Annotated in this window: 19 protein-coding genes; 10 read left to right on the top strand and 9 right to left on the bottom strand. The window is 70.1% G+C overall.

The features are described 5' to 3' along the window. The first annotated feature begins 29 nt into the window (after nt 1-29). Nucleotides 30-695, top strand: a complete 666-nt coding sequence (locus tag Q8W67_RS07075) for a carbonic anhydrase (protein ID WP_305542853.1) — start codon at nt 30-32, stop codon at nt 693-695. Between the two features lie 92 nt (nt 696-787). Here the strand turns inward: Q8W67_RS07075 and Q8W67_RS07070 are convergent, their stop codons facing one another. Continuing rightward, nucleotides 788-1,492 (bottom strand): DUF4142 domain-containing protein, encoded by a 705-nt coding sequence (locus Q8W67_RS07070; protein ID WP_305542850.1) that lies wholly within the window; start codon nt 1,490-1,492, stop codon nt 788-790. Between the two features lie 177 nt (nt 1,493-1,669). Here Q8W67_RS07070 and Q8W67_RS07065 point away from each other — a divergent pair, with 177 nt between their 5' ends. The 5 genes from Q8W67_RS07065 to nudC all read left to right on the top strand — a co-directional run bounded on the left by Q8W67_RS07065 (nt 1,670) and on the right by nudC (nt 5,808). Then, nucleotides 1,670-2,818, top strand: coding sequence for an acyltransferase (locus tag Q8W67_RS07065; RefSeq protein WP_305542848.1), 1,149 nt, complete (start codon nt 1,670-1,672; stop codon nt 2,816-2,818). Nucleotides 2,819-2,845: 27 nt separating this feature from the next. Then, on the top strand, nt 2,846-3,709 hold the full coding sequence (locus Q8W67_RS07060) for a universal stress protein (protein ID WP_305542845.1): 864 nt from the start codon (nt 2,846-2,848) through the stop codon (nt 3,707-3,709). A 77-nt stretch (nt 3,710-3,786) separates the two neighbouring features. Next, nucleotides 3,787-4,389 carry a hypothetical protein gene (locus tag Q8W67_RS07055; RefSeq protein WP_305542842.1) on the top strand — a complete coding sequence of 201 codons (603 nt, stop codon included), beginning with the start codon at nt 3,787-3,789 and terminating at the stop codon, nt 4,387-4,389. Nucleotides 4,390-4,478: 89 nt separating this feature from the next. Then, entirely contained in the window at nt 4,479-4,898 is a 420-nt protein-coding gene (locus tag Q8W67_RS07050; RefSeq protein ID WP_305542840.1) for an HIT domain-containing protein, read from the top strand. Nucleotides 4,899-4,905: 7 nt separating this feature from the next. Continuing rightward, nucleotides 4,906-5,808, top strand: a complete 903-nt coding sequence (gene nudC / locus Q8W67_RS07045; RefSeq protein ID WP_305542837.1) for an NAD(+) diphosphatase — start codon at nt 4,906-4,908, stop codon at nt 5,806-5,808. Nucleotides 5,809-6,122: 314 nt separating this feature from the next. On the opposite strand, the gene cysG is transcribed toward nudC, so the two are convergent. From cysG to Q8W67_RS07005, 8 genes are all read right to left on the bottom strand, one after another. Continuing rightward, nucleotides 6,123-7,601 carry a siroheme synthase CysG gene (cysG, locus tag Q8W67_RS07040; RefSeq protein WP_370693829.1) on the bottom strand — a complete coding sequence of 493 codons (1,479 nt, stop codon included), beginning with the start codon at nt 7,599-7,601 and terminating at the stop codon, nt 6,123-6,125. A 206-nt stretch (nt 7,602-7,807) separates the two neighbouring features. Further along, entirely contained in the window at nt 7,808-10,504 is a 2,697-nt protein-coding gene (locus Q8W67_RS07035) for a nitrate reductase (RefSeq protein WP_305542834.1), read from the bottom strand. 226 nt (nt 10,505-10,730) lie between these two features. Continuing rightward, nucleotides 10,731-12,338, bottom strand: a complete 1,608-nt coding sequence (locus Q8W67_RS07030) for a sulfite reductase subunit alpha (RefSeq protein ID WP_305542831.1) — start codon at nt 12,336-12,338, stop codon at nt 10,731-10,733. Beyond that, a complete protein-coding gene (locus Q8W67_RS07025) occupies nt 12,335-14,146 on the bottom strand; it encodes a NirA family protein (protein ID WP_305542829.1) in 1,812 nt (603 codons plus the stop codon). The genes Q8W67_RS07030 and Q8W67_RS07025 overlap by 4 nt, the downstream gene beginning before the upstream one ends. Nucleotides 14,147-14,156: 10 nt before the next feature. After that, nucleotides 14,157-15,410 (bottom strand): NAD(P)/FAD-dependent oxidoreductase, encoded by a 1,254-nt coding sequence (locus tag Q8W67_RS07020; protein ID WP_305542826.1) that lies wholly within the window; start codon nt 15,408-15,410, stop codon nt 14,157-14,159. A 510-nt stretch (nt 15,411-15,920) separates the two neighbouring features. Next, on the bottom strand, nt 15,921-16,082 hold the full coding sequence (locus tag Q8W67_RS07015) for a hypothetical protein (RefSeq protein ID WP_305542824.1): 162 nt from the start codon (nt 16,080-16,082) through the stop codon (nt 15,921-15,923). 145 nt (nt 16,083-16,227) lie between these two features. Then, entirely contained in the window at nt 16,228-17,241 is a 1,014-nt protein-coding gene (locus Q8W67_RS07010) for a CmpA/NrtA family ABC transporter substrate-binding protein (RefSeq protein WP_305542821.1), read from the bottom strand. Next, nucleotides 17,238-17,825: an ANTAR domain-containing response regulator gene (locus Q8W67_RS07005; RefSeq protein WP_305542818.1), complete on the bottom strand. Its 588-nt coding sequence runs from the start codon at nt 17,823-17,825 to the stop codon at nt 17,238-17,240. The genes Q8W67_RS07010 and Q8W67_RS07005 overlap by 4 nt, the downstream gene beginning before the upstream one ends. Nucleotides 17,826-18,044: 219 nt before the next feature. Between Q8W67_RS07005 and Q8W67_RS07000 the strand changes: the two genes are divergently transcribed. The 4 genes from Q8W67_RS07000 (at nt 18,045) to Q8W67_RS06985 (ending at nt 25,834) form a co-directional block, all read left to right on the top strand. Continuing rightward, complete coding sequence (locus Q8W67_RS07000) at nt 18,045-18,659, top strand: hypothetical protein (RefSeq protein WP_305542814.1); 615 nt, start codon at nt 18,045-18,047, stop codon at nt 18,657-18,659. Nucleotides 18,660-18,798: 139 nt separating this feature from the next. Continuing rightward, nucleotides 18,799-20,688, top strand: coding sequence for a glycoside hydrolase family 15 protein (locus Q8W67_RS06995; protein WP_305542811.1), 1,890 nt, complete (start codon nt 18,799-18,801; stop codon nt 20,686-20,688). Further along, nucleotides 20,685-22,760, top strand: coding sequence for a transketolase (gene tkt, locus Q8W67_RS06990; protein WP_305542808.1), 2,076 nt, complete (start codon nt 20,685-20,687; stop codon nt 22,758-22,760). The genes Q8W67_RS06995 and tkt overlap by 4 nt, the downstream gene beginning before the upstream one ends. A gap of 227 nt (nt 22,761-22,987) precedes the next feature. Then, nucleotides 22,988-25,834 carry a bifunctional transaldolase/phosoglucose isomerase gene (locus Q8W67_RS06985; protein ID WP_305542805.1) on the top strand — a complete coding sequence of 949 codons (2,847 nt, stop codon included), beginning with the start codon at nt 22,988-22,990 and terminating at the stop codon, nt 25,832-25,834. Nucleotides 25,835-26,079 lie beyond the last annotated feature (245 nt).

Genomic DNA, 26,079 nt, shown 5'->3' with positions numbered 1-26,079 from the left:
ACGAGGATCCCGAAACACGAGGAGATCGCATGTTCCCTGAATTCCTGACCAAGGGCTATCAGTCGTTCTTGTCGGATCGCTTCCCCACCGAGCGCCGCCGCTTCGCGCAGCTCGCCCAAAGCCAGGATCCTCAAATCCTGGTGATCAGCTGCTGCGACAGCCGCGTGGCTCCAGAGGCGATCTTCGATGCCGGCCCCGGCGAGTTGTTCGTGATCCGCAACGTCGCCAACATCGTGCCGATCTACGAGACCGACGGCGACTATCACGGGACCTCGGCGGCACTCGAGTTCGCGGTCCAGGCCTTGGAGGTGAAGCACATCGTCGTGCTTGGGCACGCCACCTGCGGGGGCATCAAGGCCTACGCGAACAAGGCCAAGCCGCTCTCGACGGGCAACTTCATCGGCAAGTGGGTCTCGCTCGTGGCACCCGCAGAGGCGAAGGCCGGCGATTCGAGCGCGCCCGACTACCTGACCCGGATGGAGCACGCCATGGTCAGCCAGAGCATGGAGAACCTGCTGACCTTCCCGTTCGTGAAAGAGCGGGTGGATGATGGAAGGCTCAAGATCCACGGCGCACATTTCGGTGTCGCCAACGGGGTGCTTCTGGTGCGCGATCCCGAGACGGGCGATTTCCATCCCGCGGTCGATGCCGCCGGCGGCCGGATCCTGCCCAGCGCCGCGATCTCCTGCGACTGAGCGCGGGGCGCGACCGAACCTGAAAACGGCGCCGGGCTCGCACCCGCCGCCGGTCTGTCCGGGTGGCCCGGCCGAGGCCGGGCCGACACGTCCTACATGGCGCCCGGCAGGCGCTGGGCCTGATCGTAGTGCATCTGGAGGGCCGGCAGGGCCTGCTGCGCGTAGTTCCGCAGGGCCGGGTTCGGGCCGCCCTGGGCGTAGCCCTGGGTCATCGCGATCGTCATCCGGTGCGCCTGGATCTGCTGGGTCGCGTAGAGTCGATCGAAGCGCGGGCCGGGCGGGGTCGCAGACAGCTCCGCGAGCATCGCCTGCTGCTCGGGGCTCGGCGGAACGATCGTCGCGGCACCGGTGCTCATGGCGTCGCCGCGGCCGATACGGCTGCCCGCCGCCGCCCCGCTGGCGGCACCCGCACCAGCACCCTCGAGCCCGCCGATCGGGCCGCCCGACAGCGTGCCGCCGACAACGCCCGTCGCCGCGCCGACACCGGCGCCGACGGCGCTGCCTGCTACCGCAAGCGGAGCCCCGATGACGCCGCCGAGGCCCGGGTCATGGGCGGCCATCACGTTGCCCTCGCCGCCGGCCAGGGCCACGTTCGCGGCGCGGTGGTCGCGGATGGCCTCCTGGGCGTAGGAGCGGACCCTCGGGTTGCGCGACTTCGACAGCGCGATCTGGGAGGCCTGGATCTCGAAGGCGTTCGCCTGCATCGACTGCAGGCGGAAATCGTTCGCCCCCTGCGCGAAGGCGGGGGTCGACAGCGCCAGGACGAGCGCAGACGCGGCAGCAGAGTTCTTCAGCATTGTGACCTCTTATCCTAATTGAGACGCGAACCGGCAGGGTAGCCCCGTGCGGAGGCCCAAGACCTCACGGCAAAAGATTCGCGAATTGGTGCGTCAACGGAGCCATCGGCCTATGGTTCCTGCCGTTTTTTGCTGTGAGACGAGGACGATGCAGGCTCTCGATTGGTCGAAGGCGCCGTGATTCTCATCGCGGTCCAGATCCTGCGCGCCGCCGCGGCCCTTATGGTGGCGTGGCACCATGTGCGGCACGAGGCGGGGCTGCTGGCCGAACGCGGCGCTGGGCCGGCGCTCGATCCCGGCGCGCTCCTGCCCTGGTGGGGCGGAGTTGACCTGTTCTTCGTGATCTCGGGCTTCGTCATCGTGCACGCGAGCGGGCGGCTTTTCGGGGCACGGGGCGGGCGGGCCCGCTTCCTCGCCCACCGGATCGCCAGGGTGGTGCCGCTCTACTGGCTGGTGAGCCTGCTCTACCTGGCCCTCGCCCTGGCACGGCCCGACCTCCTGGGGGATGCGGCGGCCCTGGTGCACGACCCGGACGCGATCCTGGCCGGGTTCCTGTTCTGGCCGGCGGCCAGGCCGGACGGTACCGTCCAGCCCCTCTACGGGCTCGGCTGGACCCTGAACTACGAGGCCTTCTTCTATGGTCTCTTCGCCTTCGGGCTCGGCTTGGGACAGCGGGGCGCCGTGGCGTGGCTCGCCCTAGCCCTGACGCTGCTCGTCACCGCGGGGGCACTGGCGCCGGGCATGCCGCTGCCGGTCCGGTTCTGGGCGAACCCGATCGTGCTCGAATTCGTGCTGGGCGCCGGGCTCGCCCTCGCCCGCCGGGAGGGATTTCAACCGGGCCTCCCGTATCGCCTCGGGCTCGCGGCCCTCGGCCTCCTCGGCCTCGCTGTGGCCGCCCGCCTGCTCGCCGGCACGGGCGAGGCCGACGGGTTCCTGCGCCCGCTCCTCATCGGTGTTCCCGCGGCGCTGCTCGTGGCTGCGGCCCTCGGGCCGGAGCGGAATGCCGCCCAGGTCGCGGCGCTGCCCGCCCCCGTGCGCGGGCTGGTGATCCTGGGGGACGCGTCCTACGCCCTGTACCTCGTCCACCCCTTCGCGCTGCGACTCGTGCGCGAGGGGCTGCTGCGGCTCGGCCTCGCCTCGGCCCTTCACCCCTGGGGCGGGATGGTCGTGATGCTGGCCGCGAGCGTCGTGGCGGCTGTCCTCGTCCATCGCTACGTGGAGCGGCCGCTGACCCGGACCCTGCGCGCCCGCCTCGATCCGGGCGGCACGCAAAACCGTGTGCGTCCCGCGCCCGCCCCGGTTCCCCCTGGGCCGCGCGCGGATTAGCCTTGGGCACCGGAGGAGGACGCTGCGATGAAGACCTTGCTCGTACCCGTGGCGATGCACGACGCGCTGCCCTCCGTGTTCGAGACCACGCGGCTGGCGGCGACGCGCTTCGGCAGCCTGATCGAGGGGGTCTCGCTGCGCCCGGCGCTGGCCGAGTACGTGCCCGTCGACATGGTCGGCGGCATGACCTGGCTGCGCGACGAGGAGGCCGACCGCGCCGAGGCCGAGGAGGCCGGCGGCCGCTTCGTCGCCTACATGGATGCGGCCGGCATCCCGCGGCACGCCCGCGACGGGCTCTGCATCCCGGAGCGGGTGCCGGATGCCGGGCCGCGCTATCGCTGGCGCCAGGACGTTCCCCCCGGAGACGCATTCCTCGGCCAGTACGCCCGGTTGTTCTCGGCCACCGTGGTCGGGCGCCCGGGGACCACCGACAACGCCCCCCGCATGACAACCTTCGAGACCGCGCTGTTCGAGGGCGGCCGCCCGATCCTGCTGGCGCCCCCCGCCCCGCCCGCATCCCTCGGCGAGGCGATCCTGATCGCCTGGAACGGATCCACCGAGACCGCCCGGGCGGTGGCCTTCGCCATGCCGTTCCTGCGGCGGGCCGAGCGGGTGCTGGTGCTGAGCGTCGAGGGCGGCATGGTGCCGGGTCCGAGCGCCCAGGACCTCGCCCAGGCGCTGGCCTGCGAGGGCGTGGCGGCCTCGCACCGGGCCCTTCCCGCCGGCCGGCGCGTGCCCGGCGAGACGTTTCTCGCCGAGGCAAAGGCCTTCGGCTGTGATCTCCTGATCAAGGGTGCCTATACACAGAGCCGCCTGCGCCAGATGATCTTCGGCGGCGTCACCAGCCACGTGCTGGCCCATGCCGACATGCCGGTGCTGATGGCGCATTGAGCGCACCGGGGTCCGTCGCGCCGGGAACCGCCGCGCTTGCCTCGCGTTCCGCCCCCGCAGCCGGATCAAGGATCTCCGTGACGACGCCCGTGACCCGTCTCCTCCTCGCAGCCCTGCTGGCGGCCGCCGCGACCTCCGTCCGTGCGGAGCCGACGAGTGCCCGGTTCCGCGGCACGGTAGAACGGGCCGAGGCCGACATCCTGGAGATCCGCCAGGCCGGCGGCGGCACCCTCAACCTGCGGATGAACCCGAAGACCCGTGTCTTCGCGGTGACCCAGGCGAGGCTCCGCAACATAAAGCCCGAGAGCTACGCCAGCGTTCTCGGCGCGGCCGGCTCCGACCCACGGCAGGCGGAGGCCGTGACCCTGTACTCCCCCTCCGAGCGCGGCTTCGAGGCTGGAACTCAGGTCTGGGACACCGCACCCGGCGCGACGCTGACCGCCGGTTGGGTCGCTGACCTCCGAGGCGATTCCCCGCTCCGGCTGACGCTGGCCTATGGCGGCGGGCAAACGTCCTTCAGGATACCGCCGGATACCCCCGTGACCCAGATCGCGCCCGGCGAGAAGGCGCTGCTCGAGCCGGGCGCGGCCGTCACGGTGTTCGCCCGGCCCGGGCCGGATGGGACCTTCGATGCCGGCACGATCGCGGTGGGACGGCAGGGCGCCGTGCCGGCTCTCTGACGGCTCGGCATGTCCGCTGGTGCGCTCCGTCACCCGCCGCGGCATTGAGGCCACGCGCGGGCCGCGAAGCTGCGCTACATCGGTGCCCGATGACCGAGTCCGCCTTCGCCCTCGACCCGCGCCTGGCTGCCGACACCGTCGAGGTGGGCGACCTCGCCCTGTGCCGCGTGCTGCTGATGGACGACGCCCGGTTTCCCTGGTTGATCCTGGTGCCGCGTCGCCCGGACGTCTCCGAGATCACCGACCTCGCCGAGGCGGATTCCGCGGCCCTGTGGCAGGAGATCCGCCTCGCCACCGGGGTGATGCAGGGACTGTCGAAGCCCGACAAGATCAACGTGGCCGCCCTCGGCAACGTCGTGGCGCAGCTCCACGTCCACGTGGTCGGCCGCTTTCGCTCAGACCCGGCCTGGCCCGGCCCGGTCTGGGGCTTCGAGACCCGCAAACCCTACCCGCCCCATGCCCGCGCCCAGCTGATCGAACGCGCCGGCGCCCTATTCTCCGCGGCCTGACCCTCGCATGACCGATCCCCGCGATACCCTCGGCTTCGTCAGGAGCCGTCTCGACCGGCACTCGGCCGAACAGCCCGAGGAGGCGGTGCCCGCCTTCGACGCACCGGAGGCGCGCCTCGTCCTGCTCTGCGGGGACCGGATCGTGCTGCGTGGGGCCACCGCGCTGATCGCGCCCGCGGACGCGGACGGCCTCACCGACGGCATGCGGATCTTCCTCGGGCACCGGGACGGGCAGCCGGTCTTCGCCGCCGCGGCCCCCGCCGAGGCGGCAGAGCGGTTCGCGGACGACAGGACCCGCACCCTCGACCTGCGCGCCATCGCCACCGAATCTGCCGTCGAGGCCGAGGAACTCGGCCTGCTGGCGGTGGCCAAGTCGATGCTCGACTGGCACGCCCGCCACGGCTTCTGCGCGAATTGCGGCACCGCCACCGTGTTGAAGGCCGGCGGCTTCCGGCGTGAATGCCCGGCTTGCGCGGCCCACCATTTTCCCCGGGTCGATCCGGTGGTGATCATGCTGGTGCGCCGGGCCGATACCTGCCTGCTCGGCCGAGGGCCGCATTTCCGGCCGAACATGTATTCCTGCCTCGCGGGGTTCCTGGAGCCCGGCGAGACGATCGAGGACGCCGTGCGCCGCGAGGTGTTCGAGGAGACACGGATCCGCGTCGGTGCCGTCGGCTATCGGACCTCGCAGCCCTGGCCGTTCCCGTCATCGCTGATGCTCGGCTGCGCCGCCGAGGCCCTCGACGATGCCATCGTGACCGACCCGAGCGAGCTGGAGGATGCCCGTTGGTTCGATCGTAATGCGGTCGCCGCCATGCTGGAGGGCACGCATCCCGAGGGCATCCAGGCCCCGCCGCCCATGGCGATCGCCAACTACCTGATGCGGGCGTTCGTGGCGGGGGAGACGTGATCGATCCGTTCGAGACCCGACCAGCCTCCGCCCACGTCCGGATGACGCCTGACGAGCCTTCAATTCCGGTTATCGCTCGCGGGCCGTCCGGCACACGGTCTCCCGGTTGGGCCTGCCCACGGCAACCCCGGTCGTGGTGATCGCTGTGTCGTCGACCCGGTAGACCAGCTTCAGCTCTGGAGGATGCATCGAAACGCGTCGATCTGTCGGTGAAATTCAAAACCGGGTTGGGTGTTGAATTTAGATTCGGCGAGCGCCGAGGCCGCGTGGGCGCGTAGCGCCTATACGCCCGCGATCCTCGAGAGATTTGCCGCTCAGATCGCCACCCGCGCCGGTGTCGCCTCGACCGCGGCCGCGCTCCTCAGCTCCGAGAAGGCTTCGCCCACCATCAGCAGGGCCGGCCCGTCTAGGCCGGCCGCTTCCACGCGGTCGGCGAGGTCGGCGGCCGTGCCGCGCAGGCAGATCTGGTTCGGGCGCGTCGCGTTGAAGACGAGAAGCGCCGGGGTCGACGGTGCCAGCCCCTCCGCGACCGCGCGGGCGAGCAGCGCCTGCAGGGTGCGCTTCGGCATGTAGACCACCGTCGTGACGCTCGGGTCGGCGAGCGCCCCCCAGTTCAGGTCATCCGGCAGCGCGCCCCGGCGGTCGTGCCCGGTGACGAACTGGAGGCGGCGTGCGGCGTCGCGATGGGTCAGCGACACGCCGAGTGTGGCTGCCGCTCCCTGCGCGGCCGAGATGCCGGGCACGACGGTGACGGGAATACCGGCTTGCCCGCAGGCCTCGATCTCCTCACCGGCCCGGCCGAACACCAGCGGATCGCCTGATTTCAGCCGCACAACCTGCTTGCCCGAACGGGCGAGCTGCACCATCAGCGCGTTGATGTCATCTTGGCGGCAGGACGGGCCGTGGCCGGTCTTGCCCACCAGCATCGTGCGCGCCTCGCGGCGGGCGTAGTCCAGGATCTCGGGGGCGACGAGGTCGTCGTACAGGATCACGTCGGCGTTGCGCAGGGCCCGCAAAGCCTTGAGGGTGAGCAGCTCCGCGTCACCGGGGCCTGCCCCGACCAGGGTGACCGCGCCGCCCTTCGGTGCGGCCTCGGTCTCGCCGAGCAACTCGGCGAGGTCCTGCTCAGAGGGCGCGCGGTCGGGTTCCGCGAAGGCGCGGTCGGTGAAGCGTTCCCAGAAGCTGCGCCGCTCACTGAACCCGTGGAAGCGGGCGGTGACGCCGTCGCGCCAGTCGCGCGCGGCGCCGACCCAGCGGGCGAACCCGCGCGGCAGCATCGCTTCGATCCGGGCGCGCACGGTCTGGCCGAAGACCGGGGCCGCGCCTTCCGTGGAGATCCCGACCACCAGCGGCGACCGGTTGACGATGGCGCCGAACTTCACGTCGCACAGGTGCGGCCGGTCGACGGCGTTTACGATGGCCCCGGCCCCGCGAGCTGCGGCCACGAAGGCGACGCAATCGGACTCGTCCTCCATAGCGCCGATGCAGAAGGCCGCGCCCCAGAGGTCGTCGGGGGTCCAGTTCCGCGCGTGCAGCGCGACGCGGCCGTCGACGATCTCGCCCGGCACCGCGCGCAGCTCCTCGCTGGGCTCGGGGGTGTAGACGTCGACATGAGCGCCGGCGGCGGCCAGGACCTTCACCTTCCAGGGCGCCCCGCCGGATGAGCCGGCGAGCACCACCCGCTTGCCGCGCAGGGGCACGAACACGGGCAGCACAGCCAGCGGTTCGAGGCCGGCGGACTTGGTCTCGCGGGGGGCGCGGGCTGCGCGCAGGGGGACGGGGGAATCGGTCACGGGTCTGTCCTGAGCCTACATCGTGCCGATCATCCCGCCAGACAACCTCATCCTGAGATGCCGCGTAGCGGCCTCGAAGGAGGGCTCCAGGCTTCGTCGTGAGCGCTGGAGGGGTCCTTCGAGGCGTCCGCTCCGCGTCCGCACCTCAGGACGAGGGGGTTGGTGGGACGGGCCGATCTGTCTTCGATCAGGCGTATACCAAAAAATCACGCGGCGCGGGCGGTCTGGCCGGTGAGCATCTTGCGGATCTCCGGGATGCAGGAGCCGCAATTCGTGCCCGCCCTGCAGGCCGAGCCCACCGCCTCCACGGACCCGGCGCCCGCCCCGATGCTCGCGGCGATCACGTCGGCGCCGACGCCGTGGCAGGCGCAGACCAGAGGGCCCGCCGAAGCGGCAGCGGCGCGGCCCGAGAGCAGCGCCCGGCGCTCGGCCGTCTCCGGCTCCTCCACCGCGAACAGGGCTTTGGCCGCCTCCCAGTCCGGGCGGCCCTGCGTGGGCGCGTAGGCCAGGCAGGCGATCAGCCGCGCCCCGTCGTAGACCGCGCAGCGGTAGCGGTCGCGGGCGTGGTCTGCGTACTCGGCCAGCTCGCACCCTGCGAGCGCCTCGCTCTGGATCAGGCCGCGCACCATCAGCGCCACGGCGCGGGAACTCGCCTCGGTGGCGAACTGGACGCCCCAGCCGCCGGTGATCGCCGCCCGCGCCCAAAACCACCCCTCCGGCAGGGCCACCTGCCGGCGCGACAGCAGGAAGCCACGGGCCCGGTAGGCGATGGGCGCCACCGAGGCCGGCGTAGCCTTCAGCTCGGGCTGGCCCGAGACCGGGTCCGGCAGGCCGCGCGCGAGGGCGCCGACCCGGGCCTTCGACGCGTAGGCGCTGCCCCAGTGCATCGGCATGAACAGGCAGCCCGGCACCACCGTGTCGGTGATCACCACCTCAAGTTCGGCCTCGCCGTGCTCGGTCCGCAGCCGCGCGATGCCGCCGTCGATCAGGCCGTGGGCCGCCGCATCGTCCGGGTGCACCTCCACGAACGGGACCGCCCGGTGCGCCGAGAGGCGCTGGCTCTTCCCCGTGCGGGTCATCGTGTGCCAGTGGTCACGCACGCGGCCGGTGTTGAGCACGAAGGGAAAATCCGCCGAGACCGCCTGGGCGAGGCTCGGCGGCTGCACGGCCACGAAGCGGGCGCGCCGGTCGAAGGTGTAGAACCGCCCGTCCCCGAACAGCCGGGCCTTGCCCTGCGGCGCCCCCCGGGGGCCTGAGCGCTTCGGGATCGGCCACTGCACCGGCAGGGTGACCGCGTAGGTGGCGTCGCTGATATCCGTCAGCGCGCCGAGGTCGAAGTCGCGGGTGCCGTTGTTCTCGAAGGCCGAGAGCCCGGCATGCTCCCGGAATACCGCGGCGGCAGAATCGAACGTGAAGGCCCGGTCGTGACCGAGTCGGCGCCCGACCTCGGCCAGCACCGCCCAGTCGGCGCGCGCCTCGCCGGGGCTGGCGAGGAAGCGGCGCTGGCGCGAGATCCGCCGCTCGGAATTGGTGACCGTGCCGTCCTTCTCGCCCCAGGCCTGCGCGGGCAACAGAACCGTGGTCTTGCCGAGGCCCCGCGCGGTATCGGAATCCGCCATCACCTCGGAGACAGCGTAGAGGTCGAGGCCTCTCAGCGCCTCGCGGATCATGTCGGCCCGGGGCATCGAGACCAGCGGGTTGGTGCCCATCACCCACAGGGCCTTGATCTTGCCCCGCGCGATGGCCTCGAACATAGCCACGGCCTTCATGCCCTCGCCAGTGACGATCCGGGGCGCGCCCCAGAACCGGCGTACCCGGTCCACCTCTTCGGGGGCGAAGTGCATGTGGGCGGCGAGCATGTTGGCCAAGCCTCCGACCTCCCGCCCGCCCATGGCATTGGGCTGGCCGGTGAGGGAGAAGGGTCCCATCCCGGTCTCGCCGATGCGGCCGGTGATCAGGTGGCAGTTGATGATGCTGTTGCCCTTATCGGTGCCCTGCGCCGACTGGTTCACCCCCTGCGAGAAGGCGGTGACCACCCGGCGCGTGCCGGCGAACAAGGCGTAGAATGCGACGATATCGGACGCCGGCACGCCGGTGGCGGCGGCGACCGCGGCCACGTCCGGTGCGATGCTGCGGGCACGATCGAGGGCGGCTTCGAGCCCGGCGGTGTGGGCCTCGACGAAGGCCCTGTCGCGGAACCCGTTCTCGGCGAGGTGCACGAGCAGTCCCGAGAACAGCGCCACGTCGCTGCCCGGCCTGATCCCCAGGAACAGGTCGGCTTCCTGTGCGGTCTGGGTCCGGCGCGGGTCGATCACCACGAACCGCGTGTCGCGCCGGGCCTTGGCGTCGGCCATGCGCCGGAACAGAACCGGGTGGCACCAGGCGGTGTTCGATCCGACCAGCACGATCAGGTCGGCTTCGTCGAGGTCCTCGTAGCAGCCCGGCACCGTATCGGAGCCGAAGGCCCGGCGGTGGGCCGCGACGGCGCTCGACATGCACAGCCGCGAGTTCGTGTCGACGTGGGGGGTGCCGATGAAGCCCTTCGCGAGCTTGTTGGCGACGTAGTAATCCTCGGTCAGAAGCTGCCCCGAGAGGTAGAAGGCGATCGATTCCGGCCCGTGCGCCTCGGCCACCGCGCGGAGCTTGTTCGAGACGGTGGCGAGCGCGACGTCCCACGAGACCTGCGCGCCGTCGACCTGCGGGTGGAGCAGCCGGTTCTCCAGCGACAGGGTCTCGCCCAGAGCCGAGCCCTTCGAGCACAGGCGGCCGAAATTGGCCGGGTGCTCGGTGTCGCCCGCGATCGCCGCGCCCCCGGCCCCGTCCGGGGTCGCGAGCACGCCGCACCCGACCCCGCAATAGGGGCAGGTCGTCCGCACCGTCGGCTCCGCCACTGACAGGGGCATGGCTGGGTCCTCGAAAGTCTGTTCTCGGCGGCAGCAAGAGGCGCGCCGCTGGTTCCCTCCCCCGACTGCGGGGCAGGGCGGCTCCCGCGTCAGCAGGGGTCGGGAGTGGGGAGCGACGCATTCGGGCATGCCGCTGCAGGCGATACATCCTGAAACGTCGCGCTGCCCCTCGCCCGCCTCTCATGCGCGGGGCACCCTCCCCCGCATAGGGGGCGGGTTTGGTCCCTCAGTACACGTCCGCCTGGTAGCGACCGGCCTTCTTGAGGGCGGCGAGATAGGCCACCGCGTCCTCGGGACTTTTGCCCCCGAACTGTGCCGCCACGTCGATGATCGCCCGCTCCACGTCCTTGGCCATGCGCTTGGCGTCGCCGCAGACGTAGAAATGCGCGCCGCCTTCCAGCCACTTCCACAGGTCGGCCCCGTTCTCGCGCATCCGGTCCTGGACGTAGGTCTTCTCATTGCCGTCGCGGGACCAGGCCAGCGACAGCCTGGTGAGCACCTTGTCGTCCTTCAGCGTGTTGAGCTCGTCCTTGTAGAAGAAGTCCGAGGCTTGGCGCTGGTGGCCGTAGAACAGCCAGTTGCGGCCCGGCGCCTTCGTGGCGGCGCGCTCGCGCAGGAAGGCTCTGAACGGCGCGATGCCGGTGCCGGGGCCGCACATGATCACGTCTTTGGACAGATCGGCCGGAAGCCCGAAGCCGTGGGCCTTCTGGAGATAGACCTTCACCCGGGTCTGCTCGGGCAGGCGCTCGCCGAGATGCGTTGAGGCGACGCCCAGCCGCAGCCGCGAGCGGTGATTGTAGCGCACCGCATCCACGGTCAGGGAAACCCGACCGACATCCATCTTCGGCGAGGACGAGATCGAGTACAGCCGCGGCTGCAGTTCGTCCAGCGCCTCCAGGAACACCTCCGCGTCGGGCCGGGCGCCCGGGAACTTGTGCAGGGCGCCGAGCACGTCGAGATAGGCGGCGTCGCCGTCCGGGTCCTCGCCCGAGGCCAGGGCCTGCGCCTTCTTCCGGGCTGCGCCCGAGGTCAGGAGCGACAGCAACTGGTACAGGTTGTCGGGCGCGGCGCCGAGCGCATAATCCTTGAGCAGGTGGTCGCGTAAGGTCTTGTCGCCGACCATCCGCTCGGGCCGGGCGCCGAGTTCCGCGATCACCGCGTCGACCAGGGCCGGGGCGTTGGCGGGGAACAGGCCCAGCGAATCGCCGGCCTCGTAGGTGATCGGCGTCCCGTCCAACCCGATCTCGATGTGCCAGGTCTCCTTCTCGCCGCCGGGGTCGTTGAGGCGGCGGCGGGACAGGAACAGCGCTTCCACCGGGTTCTCGCGGCAATAGCCCAGCGGCCCGAGATCGGCCGCTGTCCGAGGCGCGTCTCCCTCCGCCTTAGGAGCCGCGGGTGCGCCGCCCGAGGAGGCGCCGAAATCCTCCTCCAGCTTCTTGAGCATCCGCAGGGTCTCCTTGCCGCCCGGCTGGCAAAGATTCAGGCGCGCCTCGTTCTTCAGGAAGATCGCGTTGGCATAGTCGGCGCAATTGTAGCCGCATTGGCCGCAATCCTGCTGGGCCATGGCGGCCATCAGCTTCTGCGGTTCGGGCCTGTCCTTGGCCATCTCCATCCGGTCACCGATGGGGACGGAGGGATCGTGCCAGGGCGCGTCGTCGTTGTCGGCGAGCTTCGGGCCCGTCGACGGCGCCGCGCCGGGCGCGAGCGCCGTCGCGCCCTCGACGGCGGGGCCGAGCAGCGCCGCGAAATAACCCGACAGCCAAGCCCGCTGGTCCTCGCTGAAGGGAGCCGTCTCGGGAATCAGGACGAGGGGGGGTGAGACGTGCTGGGTCATGCGGCGGCCTTCAGGGCAGGCTGATCCTCGGCGGCGTCGCGGAGCGCCTCCGCGCCGGTCCGGCTGGTGAAGGCCAGGAAGCTCTCCTCGGGTCCCTGGCGACGGGCTAGGTAGGTCCGCAGCAAGGCTTCCACGCGGGACGGGCAGTCCTCGGCCTTCACGGCCTTCCAGATCTCGGTGCCGATCTTCGGAGTCTCGGCGAAGCCCCCGCCGACCACGATGTCGTAGCCTTCGACCGTGTCGCCCTCCTCGGAGACCACGACCTTGGCGCCGATCAGCCCGATGTCGCCGATGTAGTGCTGGGCGCAGCTGTGATGGCAGCCTGTGAGATGCACGTTCACCGGCACGTCGAGCTCCCGGACGGTCTTCTCGACGTGGTCGGCGATGATCAGCGCGTGGCCCTTGGTGTCGGAGGCCGCGAACTTGCAGCCGCGGGCCCCCGTGCAGGCCACGAGTCCGGCGCGGATGCCGGCCGCCTTGGTGGTCAGGCCGAGGTCGAGCACGCGCTGCTCGACCTCGGGAACGCGGTCATCCGGAACACCCGAAAATATGAAGTTCTGCCAGACGGTGAGGCGGATCTGGCCGTCGCCGCAGTCGCGGGCGATCTTGGCCAGAGCCCGGACCTGATCGCTGGTCATCTTGCCCACCGGCAGGACCACGCCGACCCAGTTGAGGCCGGGCTGCTTCTGCCCGTGCACGCCGACATGGGCGAACCGGTCGGTGGTCTTGCGCGGCGCCACGTGGCCCGGATCGACCCGGTCGAGCTTGCGGCCCAGCTTCTCCTCGACGGCGGCGAGGTACTTGTCGAAGCCCCAGGCGTCGAGGACGTACTTCATCCGGCTCTTGTTGCGGTTGGTCCGGTCGCCGTTCTCGATGAACACCCGGATGATCGCATCCGCGACCGCGTTGCAATCCTCGGGCTTGAGCACGATGCCGGTGTCGCGGGCGAGGTCCCGGTGGCCCGAGATGCCGCCGAGCACGAGCCGCATCCAGATGCCCGGCGCCACGGAGGCGCCTTCCAGCACCTCGATCGCCTGGAATCCGATGTCGTTGGTCTCCTCCAGGGTCGGCATTACGCCGCCGCCGTCGAAGGCGACGTTGAACTTGCGCGGCAGGCCGTAGAGCGAGCGGTCGTTGAGGATCCAGCTGTGCCAGGACTTGGCGAGGGGGCGCGTGTCCAGCAACTCCTGGGTGTCGATGCCGGCGGTGGACGAGCCGGTGACGTTGCGGATGTTGTCGGCTCCCGAGCCCCGCGCCGTGAGACCGATATCCGCGAGCCCGTCGAGGAACGGCTGGGCGTGCTCCGGGTGGATCTCGCGCACCTGGAGGTTGGCCCGCGTCGTCACGTGGACGTAGCCGCCGCCATGCCGGTCGGCGAGGTCGGCCACCCCGGCGAACTGCCAGTGATGCAGGATCCCGTTGGGGATCCGCAGCCGCGCCATGTAGCTCACCTGGTTCGGGGCGACCCAGAACAGGCCGTGATAGCGCCAGCGGAAATTGTCTTCGGGCTTGGGCTGCTTGCCGGCGGCGGCCTCCTGGATCAGGCGGTTGTGCCCGTCGAACGGGTTCTCGGCGCGCTTCCATTTCTCCTGCTCGCAGAGCTTGCCGCCCGCCTTGACGGTCCTGTCCTGCGCCTTGATGTGGATCGCGTCCGGCCCGATGGGCTCGGCCGCCGCCGCCGGCCCCTGCCCGATCGCCAGGCCGCCGGTCAGACGGGCTGCCGCGACTCCCGATGCGAAGCCTTCCAGGTAGCGCCTCTGCTCGGCATCGAAGCCGAGCGAATTCGTCTGTGTGGGGTTCTCGGCCATCGGCGCCTCCCTAAGCGGCCAGCGGTTCGGGCACCGGGCGCCCGAACATCAGGTCGTCGACGTTTTCGACCGGATCGCCGGAGCGGATCAGGCCCTTGCAGGCACCCTGCTCGGCGATGTCGCCCACGAACACGGCGCCGATCAGCTTGCCGTCCCGCATCAGCAGCTTGCGGTAGAGCCCGGCGCCGGGATCGGACAGGACGATCGCCTCGGCGTCCTCGGGCGTATCCACCAGCCCGGCCGAGAAGACCGGCAGGCCGGAGACCTTAAGGCTCGTGGACAGGGCCGTGCCGCTGTAGCCGGCCGGCTGGCCGGCGAGATGGCGGGCCAGGGTGTCGGCATGCTCGTAGGCCGGCTCGACGAGCCCGTAGATCATGCCCCGGTGCTCGGCGCATTCGCCCAGCGCGAAGATGCGGGGATCCGAGGTGGTCATCTGGTCGTCGACCTTGATGCCGCGGCCGATCTCCAGTCCCGCAGCCTGCGCCAGCGCCACCGATGGGCGCACGCCCACCGACATCACCACCAAGTCGGCCTGGAGCACGGTCCCGTCCGCCAGGACGAGGCGCTCGACGCGGGTCGCGCCCTCGACCCGGGCGGTGTCGGCCTCGAGGACCACGCGGACGCCCCTCGCCTCCATGGCCCGCTTCACGAGCCCGGCGGCATGGTGGTCGAGCTGGCGCTCCATCAAGCGGTCCATGACGTGGAGCAGCGTCGTGTCGACCCCGAGGCGCGCGAGGCCGACCGCGGCCTCGAGCCCGAGAAGGCCGCCGCCGATGACGACCGCCCTGGCGTGCTGCACGGCGGCCCTGCGGATCGCCGCGACGTCGGCGAGGTCGCGGAATGTGATGACCCCCGGGAGGTCCATGCCGGGCTTCGGCAGGCGGATCGGCAGGGAGCCCACCGCCAGAACCAGCTTGTCGAAGGGTAGGACGTCGGTCTCGCCCACGACCACGAGCCCCTTATCGCGGTCGATCCGCGTGACCGGGGCGCCGGTGATCAGGCGGATGCCATGGGCTTCGTACCAGTCGAGGCCGCGGAACGCGCAGGCCGCTTCGTCGATCTCGCCACCGAGCAGAGAGGAGAGCAGGACCCTATTGTAGGCAGCCGTCGGCTCGGCGCCGACGCAGGTAACGTCGAAACGGCCGGAGGAGCCCTCGGTCAGGCGCTCAAGGAAGCGGAGCGAGGCCATGCCGTTGCCAACGACGACGAGCCTTTCGCGCGGCAGCCCGTTCTCGTCGCACGCTTCGTGTGCGCTGGTATCCATGGAGTATGTCGCCATCTCTCGATCGCGTCTGAAACCTCGATTGCAGGATCGTTGGCGGACCGCCCACGAAAAAGCCGCTGCCGGTCGTCTCCCAGGCAGGCTTCTGCCCCAGGAGAACCGGATCAGCGGCCTCGCTGACGGCGCTGCCCGTCGCCGTTGACGGACGGACACCTCATGGCAGGTTTCGTGCCAAGCCCGTGATGAGTTGATAAGATGTTGGAGAATATGGTGGAATACCGATTGCGCCCACGAGCTGGGCGAGCCACGGCATCCGGGGGTGCGCTGCACAAAAAGTGGGCGGGAGGTCGCCAAATAGTCAGGGTGCCGGGCTGAGACGCGTCGCGGCGCACGCACTCATGGTCGCGCGGAGGGTGCCGGGTTCCGCGATTGCGTCTGACCTTCGTGCTGACCCGATCGCACTTGTCGATGCAGGGGCGCTACCGCGACGGCCACGGAGTCAGACGCGATGGACCATCTCACCGCAGGTGATCGGGCGGGCCGACAGCTGGATCAGATCAGTGTCGAAAGCACCGCCAGGAGGCCCAGGGTCGGCATCGCGCCGACGACGAAGACCCAGTACCAAGCGTGGATCCGACCGGGACGGCGATTGTCATTGCTGGCGCGCGGCGCCTTTGCGCTGCGGCGGACATAGCGTCGAAGCTCGATCCGCATGCGCGGCTGCGACGTCGACGATTCGGTATCGAGTTTGCGGCATCCGGGCATGGCGGAGACGTAACGGCCGAAGCGCCGCGACGTTCCCCGCCATCCGGCGCCGCCGTCGCGGGCCGATGACGGAATCGCGGGTTTGTCTATCCCCTCAGGAGATGCCGGCGGCGCTGTAGATGTCGGGCCTGTATATCGACGCCACTTCCGCCGCTGCGCCGCTCTCGTGAGGGATCTGCCGCGCGGCGCGCATCTGCGAAACGAGCCAGTGCGCGTCCTTCATGCGCGGCTCCTGCACCGGAGTGCCGAGGCGCAGATGGCTCGGCACCGGCCTGCTGGCGCCGAATGCGTCGAGAATCACGTCGCCTGCGAAGGCCCGGCCGATCAGCTCTGCGTCGAGGTTGAGGTAGTTCCGGCGTGCGAGGCGGTGGGCGAGTTCGGTGCGGTTTGCCGGGTCGGCGCACCACGATCCCGATCTCGCTATCGCCCGAACCAGGGGCAGCGTCGCGCCGTCCAGCCGCTTGGACACGGCAAGGACCTTCTCGGGGGCGTCCGGGGCGAGCTCACAGCCGAGCGCCGCGATCCGCCCGTGCCCCGCCGCCACGGCCACGTCGTTCCAGGGAGCGCCGGCGCAGTACCCGTCGACGAGGCCGCGCGCGAGCGCCTCGACGCTGTGCTGCGGCGGAACCACCACGGTTCGGAAGGCCGACGGATCGAGCTCGCCGGCCTCTGCGAAGAGCCTGAGCTGGTAGCTGTGGCACGAGAAGGGATGGACAGTCCCGAGCGTCAGCGGCCGGCCCGCGGCCCGGCGTTCGGCAGCGACCCGAGCGAAGGCGCGGGCCACCTCCGCCAGCGCCTCGCTTTCCGGGCGCATCGCCTCCCAGAGGGCCCGCGAGAGGGTGATGGCATTGCCGTTGGCGCTCAGTTGCATGGGTACGATGAGATCCGAAGGCGGCCCCGACAAGGCGAGCCGGCTCGCCAGCGCAAGCGGCGCCAGCATGTGCGCGCCGTCCAGATGCCCCAGCGCGAGGCGGTCGCGCAGGGTCGCCCAGGACGGTTCGGCCGAGAGGTCGAGCTCCAGACCCTCCGCCCGGGCGAAGCCGAGCTCGTGCGCCGCGATGAGCGGCGCGGCATCGCAGAGCGGGACGTAACCGAGCTGGAGCCTCATCCGAGCAGATCCGCCGTCGTGACGATGGCCCGGGCGATGTCGGCGATCTTGCGCTTCTCGTTCATGGCCTTGCGGCGCAGCTGCTTGTACGCTTCGTCCTCGGAAAGTCCCTTCATGCTCATGAGGATTCCTTTGGCCCGCTCGATCAGCTTCCGGTCGGCCAGCTCGCCGCGGGCCTCCGACAGCTCGCGCTGAAGCCGCGCGAAGGCGTTGAAGCGCAGGATCGCGATGTCGAGGATCGACTTGATCCGTTCCGCCCGCAGACCGTCGACCACGTAGGCCGAGATCCCGGCATCGACGGCGGCCTGCATCATCGTGGTGTCGGAGCGGTCGACGAACATCGCCACCGGCCGCTCCACCTGCCGCGAGACTCCCGACATCTGTTCCAGGATGTCGCGGCTCGGGCTCTCCAGATGGATCACCACCACATCGGGCCTCAGCGCAGTCACGCGCTCCAACAGATCGACGGTATCCGGGATCACCACGACCCGGCCGATCCCGGCCGCGCGCAGCCCCTCCTCCAGGATTGCCGCACGGGCGCGGCTCGGGTCGATCACGGCGACGGTCAGATTGGATTCGATCATCGGAGCCCGGTGGGCGCGGGTCTTCTCGAGAGGATGGCCCGGTTTGGGCACCTCCGACAGGCAAGTTATATGCCTTTCCGAGACCCGACGGCGGGAAGCCGCCCCTATGCACGCAACCGCGATTAGCGTTACCGCTGGGCAAAGAAACGGTCTAGCTTCCGCCGCAATGCTGCGGCCATCCTGACGACCTCGTAACCGTCGCGGGGATCGGTGAATCGGATGCGCAGGCAAGACCAGCTTGCCCTGAAGGACACTGCCACCGGGCGCGTGTCGATGCCGTTCCTGCCGACGATGGCGGTGGTGGCGATCCTGGGCATCGCCTCACTGTACTGCTCATCGAAGCCTTCGCCTCCTGAGGTCCGCGCTGAGCTGCACGCTCCGGCGGCCCCCACTTCGACGGACTTCGCCCCGGCGGACTTCGCGGTTGTCGCACCGATCCCGGCGCCGACACGCCGCCCGGCTTCCCTGGCCTTCTCCGACGTCTACCCGCTCGCTGTGCCATCGCCTGCGGAGGCCGCCACAACTCCGCCTCGTCCGGCGATGGCCGTGCGGGCGACGTCGCACGTCGCCGTCGCGGGCCGGCACGCCTGCCCCGGTCGCCGCTGCCCTGACACGCCGCAGCCCGCCGCCGATCCGCTCGCCGCAGCCCGCTCGGAGGTCTCGGAGCCCGACGCGGACAACCTGCCGCCGCTGGCGCTGCCGTTCGCCGCTTCCGTGGCGGAGAGGCTGGCGCCCGCCGCACGAGTCGTCGTCGACGCGGCCGATCTGGTGCGCGACGGCGCGGCGGCGGTCCAGGGGTCCGTCGCCCTGGCGGTGGTCGACTGCCTGCGCTGAGCGGGACAGGCCGAACTGGCAGCGACGGGCCGGTTGCGGAACGCGCTGGCCGCGTGGCCACTGGTCCTCGGAACCGGGCGTCCTAGGTGCGTCGCAGCGTACGGCTCGGGCCGCCGGCGCGCACCGGAGCCGGGGCCGGATGGCAGCACGCATCGAGGATTATGCACTTCTCGGCGATTGCCGCAGCGCCGCGCTGATCAGCCGGCAGGGCAGCATCGACTGGCTGTGCTGGCCGCGTTTCGACGCCGCCGCCCTGTTCACCGGCCTGCTGGGCACGGACGCGCACGGGTTCTGGAAGATCTACCCCGAGGCCGAGCACGTCGAGACGACGTGGGCCTACCGTCCCTGCAGCCTCGTGCTCGAGACGCGGCACAAGACCCGGCTGGGTGAAGTCCTGGTCACGGATTTCATGCCCGTCGGCGACGGATCTCACCTCGTGCGCCTCGTCGAAGGCGTGCACGGGCGCGTCGCCATGCGCATGGAGATGGCTGTGCGGTTCGATTACGGCTCTGCCGTGCCGTGGGTCTCGCGCTCGGAACTCGGAGATCTGCGCGCCGTCTCGGGGCCCCACAAGGTCGTCTTGCGCAGCGACGTCCATCTCAGGGGCTCGGATGCGCAGACTACGGTCGCCGAGTTCACCGTCCACGCCGGAGAGTCACACCGTTTCGTTCTGAGTTATGGCCCCTCGCACGAGGATGATCCGCCTCCGATCGAGCCGCGCAAGGAGCTCGATGCCACCGATCAGGCCTGGCGCGAGTGGTCTGGCCGCTGCGCCGGCGGCACAGCCTGGGATCGGATGCTGCAGCGTTCCCTGCTCACGCTGAAGGCCCTGATCTACGAGCCCACCGGAGGCATCGTCGCCGCGCCAACCGCGTCCCTGCCCGAGGGACTCGGCGGCGAGCGCAACTGGGATTACCGCTTCTGCTGGCTGCGCGATTCCACCCTGACGCTGATCGCCTTGATGGATGGCGGCTACATCGACGAGGCGCGCAACTGGCTGGGCTGGCTGCTACGGGCTGTCGCCGGCAACCCGGAGCAGGCGCATATCCTCTACGGGATCGCCGGCGAGCGGCTGCTGCCGGAGATCAAGCTGGACTGGCTGCCCGGCTACGAGAACTCGAAGCCCGTGCGGATCGGCAACGCCGCGGCCGCCCAGTTCCAGCTCGACGTCTACGGTGAGCTGTTCGACGCGCTCTATCAGGCCCATGCCCGGGGCCTGCCCCTGAGCAAGGACGGCCTGCGCGTCGGTCTGGCGATCCTCGGCCATCTGGAGACGGCGTGGCGGCAGCCGGACGAAGGCATCTGGGAGGTGCGCGGCGGTCCGCGCCATTTCACCCATTCTAAGGTGATGGCTTGGGTCGCCTTCGACCGGGCCCTGCGCATGCACGAGATGCACGAATCCGGAGCCACCGAGGACCAGGCCGCGCGCTGGAGAAAGATCCGGGACGAGATCCACGCCGAAGCCTGTGCGAAGGGCTTTGATCCGTCGCTCAACAGCTTCGTCCAATCCTACGGGTCGAAGGCGCTCGACGCGAGCCTCCTGCTCGTCGCCCATACCGGCTTCCTGCCGCAGGACGATCCCCGGGTGGTCGGCACGGTCGAGGCGATCGGCAAGGGGCTGATGCGCGACGGCTTCATCCTGCGGTACGAGACGGAGGGGCAGACCACGGACGGCCTGTCCGGCAACGAGGGGGCGTTCCTGCCCTGCACGTTCTGGTACGCGGACAACCTGATCGGTCTGGGGCGGCGCGACGAGGCGCGGGCGATCATCGAGCGCCTCGTGGGCATCTGCACCGACCTCGGCCTTGCGAGCGAGGAATACGACGTGCAGGCGAAGCGCCTTGTGGGTAACTTCCCCCAGGCGTTCACCCATGTCGCTCTCGTCAACACGCTGCTCAGCTATACGCGCGGCGAAGGGCCGGCGGATCGGCAGGGTGGTAAGGCCAACGGAGCCCCACCCGCCGTCCTTCGGCAGCGTGAAGCCGCGAAGCGGCACGCAAGAGGCGAACTGGAAGACGCGACATCATGAGCGGCGCTGACACTCCCGCCAAGGCGGTTCTCGCTGAGATCGATACGCTCAGCATCAACACCATCCGGACGCTCGCGATCGACGCGGTGCAGAAGGCCAATTCGGGCCATGCCGGTGCGCCCATGGCCCTAGCGCCGGTCGCCTACACCCTGTGGAACCGCTATCTGCGCTACGACCCGGCGCATCCGCACTGGCCGAACCGCGACCGCTTCGTGCTGTCGTGCGGGCACGCCTCGATGCTGCTCTACGCGCTGCTGCACCTTTCCAACGTCGCCGAGAGCGACGGCGGCAACGCGCCTGCGGTGACCCTGGAGGAGATCAAGAAGTTCCGGCAGCTCGACAGCCGGACGCCGGGCCATCCGGAGTACCATTTCACCACCGGCGTCGAGACCACCACGGGCCCCCTCGGACAGGGCGTGGCGAACTCCGTCGGCATGGCGATGGGCGGCCGTTTCCTTGGCCAGCACCTCAACCGGCCAGGCCTGCCGCTCTTCGACTACAACGTCTACGCGATCTGTTCGGATGGCGACCTGATGGAGGGCGTGGCCTCCGAGGCCGCCTCGCTCGCCGGTCACCTGCGGCTCGCCAACCTCTGCTGGATCTACGACGACAACACGGTCACCATCGAAGGGCACACCGAACTGGCCTTCGGCGAGGAGGTCGCGACCCGGTTCCTTGCCTATGGCTGGCAGGTGCTCCGGGTCGCCGACGCCAACGACCTGCACGCGCTGGCCGGCTCGATCGAGACGTTCCTCGCCTCCCGCGACCGGCCGACGCTGATCATCGTCAAGTCGGTGATCGGCTACGGTGCCCCAAAGAAGCAGGGCACCTCCAAGGCCCACTCGGACGCGCTCGGCGAGGACGAGGTCAAGGGTGCCAAGCGGGCCTACGGCTGGCCCGAGGATGCGCAGTTCCTGGTGCCGGACGGCGTCCAAGCGAATTTCCGCGACGGGATCGGCACGCGCGGGGCCGCCCTCTACGACGCGTGGCAGGGCCTGCTGACCAAGGCCCGGCAAGCCGATGCCGACCATGCCGAGGACCTGAACGCCTTCCTGGAGGGCCGCCTGCCCGAGGGCTGGGACAAGGACATCCCGGTCTTCGACGTCGATGCCAAAGGCATGGCCACCCGCGAATCCTCCGGCAAGGTGCTGAACGCCATCGCCCAGCACGTGCCGTTCATGCTCGGCGGCTCCGCGGATCTGGCCCCGTCCAACAAATCGAACCTGACCTTCGAGGGAGCGGGCTCGTTCGGGCCATTCTCGCCGGGCGGCCGCAACGTGCATTTCGGCGTGCGCGAGCACGCGATGGGCTCGATCGTCAACGGCCTGGGCCTGTGCGGGCTCAGGGCCTATGGCGCGACCTTCCTGGTGTTTGCCGACTACATGCGGCCACCGGTCCGGCTCGCGTCCCTGATGGAGCTGCCGGTCTTCCACATCTTCACCCACGACTCGATCGGCGTAGGCGAGGACGGACCGACCCACCAGCCGGTGGAGCAGCTGCTGTCGCTCCGGTGCATCCCGGGGCTCGTCACGCTGCGCCCGGCCGACGCCAACGAGGTCGCCGAGGCCTACCGGGTGATCTTCTCGCTCAAGGACCAGCCGGCCGTCCTGGCGCTCTCCCGTCAGCCCCTGCCGACTCTGGACCGCACCAAGTATGGCGCGGCCTCGGGCACCGCCCGGGGCGCCTACGTGCTCGCCGATTGCGAGGGCGTGCCGGATGTGATCATGATCGGCACCGGATCCGAGGTGCATCTCTGCGTCGGCGCCTACGAGGCGTTGAAAGCCGAGGGCGTGAAGGCCAGGGTGGTCTCGATGCCGTCCTGGGACCTGTTCGAGCGCCAGGACGCCACGTACCGGGACTCGGTATTACCCCCCGCCGTCAAGGCACGGGTCACCGTCGAGCAGGGCAGCGTGATCGGCTGGGACCGCTACGCGGGCACCGAGGGGACGGTGATCGGCATGGACACGTTCGGCGCGTCGGCGCCGATCAAGGATCTGCAGACCAAGTTCGGCTTCACCCCCGAGAAGGTCCTGGAGGCCGCCAGGGCCCAGCTGGCCAAGCACAAGAAATAGCGCCTGTCCCGCTTGCGGGATTGTCGACTCAGGCGTCCCTGCCCGATCTCAACACTTTGAAAGGCAGGCGCTTTCCTCTCCCCCGGGCGGGGGGAGGAGCCAGGGGTGGGGTGGTGCAGAAGGCGCCGTCATGCCCCATCCTGAACGACCCCCACCTCCAGCCCCTCCCCGACAGGGGGAGGAGATCTGGAAGCGGCGCGGATTGCAGACCGCTACGAGGAACGGACATGAACGCGCTCAAGGCCCTGCACGACGAACAGGATCAAGCGGTCTGGCTCGACTTCGTGGCCCGCGGCTTCATCCAGAAGGGCGAGCTGAAGCGGCTCGTCGAACAGGACGGCCTGCGCGGGGTCACGTCCAATCCGTCGATCTTCGAGAAGGCGATCGGCCACTCGGACGCGTACGATGGCAGCCTGAAGGCTGCGCAGGAGACGGGCGACAGGCGCGTCATCGACCTCTACGAGGGGTTGGCCGTGGCCGACATCCAGGCCGCCGCCGACGTGCTCCGGCCGGTCTACGAGGCGAGTGACGGGGCCGACGGCTACGTCAGCCTCGAGGTCTCGCCCTACCTGGCTCTGGACACCGAGGCGACGCTCGCCGAGGCGCGGCGCCTGCACAGTGCGGTCGCCCGCGACAACCTGATGGTGAAGGTGCCGGCCACCCGAGAGGGCATCCCGGCGATCCGCCAGCTCACCAGCGAAGGCATTTCGATCAATGTCACGCTCCTGTTCTCGCAGGAGGCCTACGAGGCGGTGGCACACGCCTTCATCGACGGGCTCGACGCCCGGGCGAAGGCAGGCCACGACGTTTCGAAGATCGCGAGCGTCGCGAGCTTCTTCATCAGCCGGATCGACGTGCTGGTCGACAAGCTGCTCGACGAGAAGATCGGAGCGGCCAACGATCCTGACGAGAAGGCGGCGCTCGGCCAGCTCAAGGGCAAGGTGGCGATCGCCAACGCCAAGCTCGCGTACCAGCGCTACCGCAGGATCTTCGCGGAGCCGAAGTGGACGGCGCTGGCCGCGAAGGGCGCCAAGGCGCAGCGGCTGCTCTGGGCCTCCACGGGGGTGAAGAACAAGGCCTATTCCGACGTGCTCTACGTCGAGGAGCTGATCGGGCCGAACACCGTCAACACCATGCCGCCCGCCACCATGGACGCGTTCCGCGACCACGGGACCGTGCGGGCGACGATCGAGGAGGACGTGCCGGGGGCCGAGGCGGTCATGGCCCGGCTCGCCCGGGCCGGCATCGACATCGAGGCGGTAGCCGAGCAACTGGTGAAGGAGGGCGTGCAGCTCTTCATCGATGCGGCCGACAGCCTGCTGGGCGCCGTTGCCGGCAAGCGCGCCGCGCTGCTGGGCCAGCGCCTCGACGGCCAGAATCTGGTCATGGACGACACGCTCGCGACGGAGGCCAAGAAGATCGTCGAGTCCTGGCGCGCGAGCGGTGCGATCCGCCGGCTCTGGGCGGGAGATGCCTCGGTCTGGTCCGACCAGGACGAGTCCAACTGGCTCGGCTGGCTGCACATCGTCGAGGATGAGCTGGAGAAGGCCGCCGACTATGCCGCCTTCTCGGAATGGGTGAAGGCACAAGCCTTCACTGACGCCGTGGTGCTGGGCATGGGCGGTTCGAGCCTCGGCCCCGAGGTGCTGAGCCTGACCTACGGCCAGCGCGACGGTTTCCCGAGGCTGCAGATCCTCGACTCGACCCATCCCGATCAGGTGCGCGCCCTCGAGGCGAGCATCGATCTCGGGCGGACGCTGTTCATCGTCGCCTCCAAGTCCGGCTCGACACTGGAGCCCAACGTTTTCCGCGACTACTTCCTGGCCCGCGCGAAAGAGACGCTCGGCGACCGGGCCGGTGAGCACTTCGTCGCCGTGACCGATCCCGGTTCCGACATGGAGCGCGCGGCCCGGGCGGACGGGTTCAAGCACATCTTCTTCGGCGTGAAGCAGATCGGCGGGCGGTACTCGGTGCTCTCGGCCTTCGGCCTCGTGCCGGCGGCCGCCATGGGCCTCGACGTGAAGGCGCTCCTCGAGACGGCCCGCGTGATGGTCCGCTCCTGCGGTCCGCTGGTGCCGCCCGCCCAGAACCCGGGCGTGCTGCTCGGAGCCGCGATGGGCGCGGCGGCGCTCGCCGGCCGCGACAAGGTGACGATCGTCGCCTCTCCGGGCCTCGACAGCTTCGGAGCCTGGGCCGAGCAGCTCATCGCCGAGTCGACCGGCAAGCAGGGCAAGGGCCTGGTGCCGGTGGATGGCGAGCCGGCCAGCGTCCCGGCGGTCTACGGCCGAGACCGGTTCTTCATCTACCTGCGCCTGGACGGCCATGCCGAGGCGGGGCAGGACGAGGCTTTGCGCGCCCTCGAGCGGGACGGCCACCCGATCGCCCGCATCATTCTCGACAAGATCGAGCAGCTCCCGCAGGAATTCTTCCGCCTGGAGATCGCGACCGCGGTGGCGGGCGCGGTGATCGGCATCAACCCGTTCGATCAGCCGGACGTCGAGGCCAGCAAGGTCGAGACCAAGAAGTTGTTCGCTGAGGCGGAGCGGAACGGCGCCCTTCCGGTCGAGGAACCGCTCTTCGAGGACGATGCGATCGCCCTCTATGCCGATCCGAAGAACGCCGAGGGGCTTCCGCAGGCCTCTGCGGGACTCGAGGGTGCGCTCAAGGCTCAGATCGCCCGGCTGAAGGACGGCGATTACCTCGGGCTGCTGGCCTATGTGCCGCGCAACGCCGAGGTCGCCGCGACCCTGCAGGAAGCGCGCATCGCGGTGCGCGATGCCCGGAAGGTCGCCACCTGCCTGGAATTCGGCCCGCGCTTCCTGCACTCCACCGGGCAGGCCTACAAAGGCGGCCCGAACACCGGTGTGTTCCTGCAGATCACCGCGGATGCGGCCGAGGACTTGCCGATCCCCGGCCGGTCGCTCGGCTTCGGCACGGTGGTGGCGGCGCAGGCGCGCGGCGACTTCGCGGTGCTCGCCGAGCGCGGCCGGCGGGCGCTGCGGGTCCACATCAAGGGCGATCTCGCCGCCGGCCTGAATCGCGTCGCGGCGGCGCTCAAGGCCGCGGTGGCTTAGGCGATGTCGAACTCCGCGCCGCCCCTCTCCCGGGCGCATGCGGCGTGAGCGGAATGCGACCCGGGATCCGGATCGAGAAGGCGCGACGCCTGCGACTTCAAGATGCTGGGTCAAGATCGAGCCGCCTGGCTGCACATGGCTCTCTGGATCTTGGGTCACGTATCACGGCGTTACAGGCGTCGAGGAGAGGGCGGTTCCAAGCATCGGTTTCGACGAAGCCGATACAGACTTGAGCCCCGCGCGGC

The organism is Methylobacterium sp. NEAU K, assembly GCF_030700285.1.
Taxonomy (GTDB): Bacteria; Pseudomonadota; Alphaproteobacteria; order Rhizobiales; family Beijerinckiaceae; genus Methylobacterium.
This window is presented reverse-complemented; position numbering and strand designations above follow the sequence as displayed.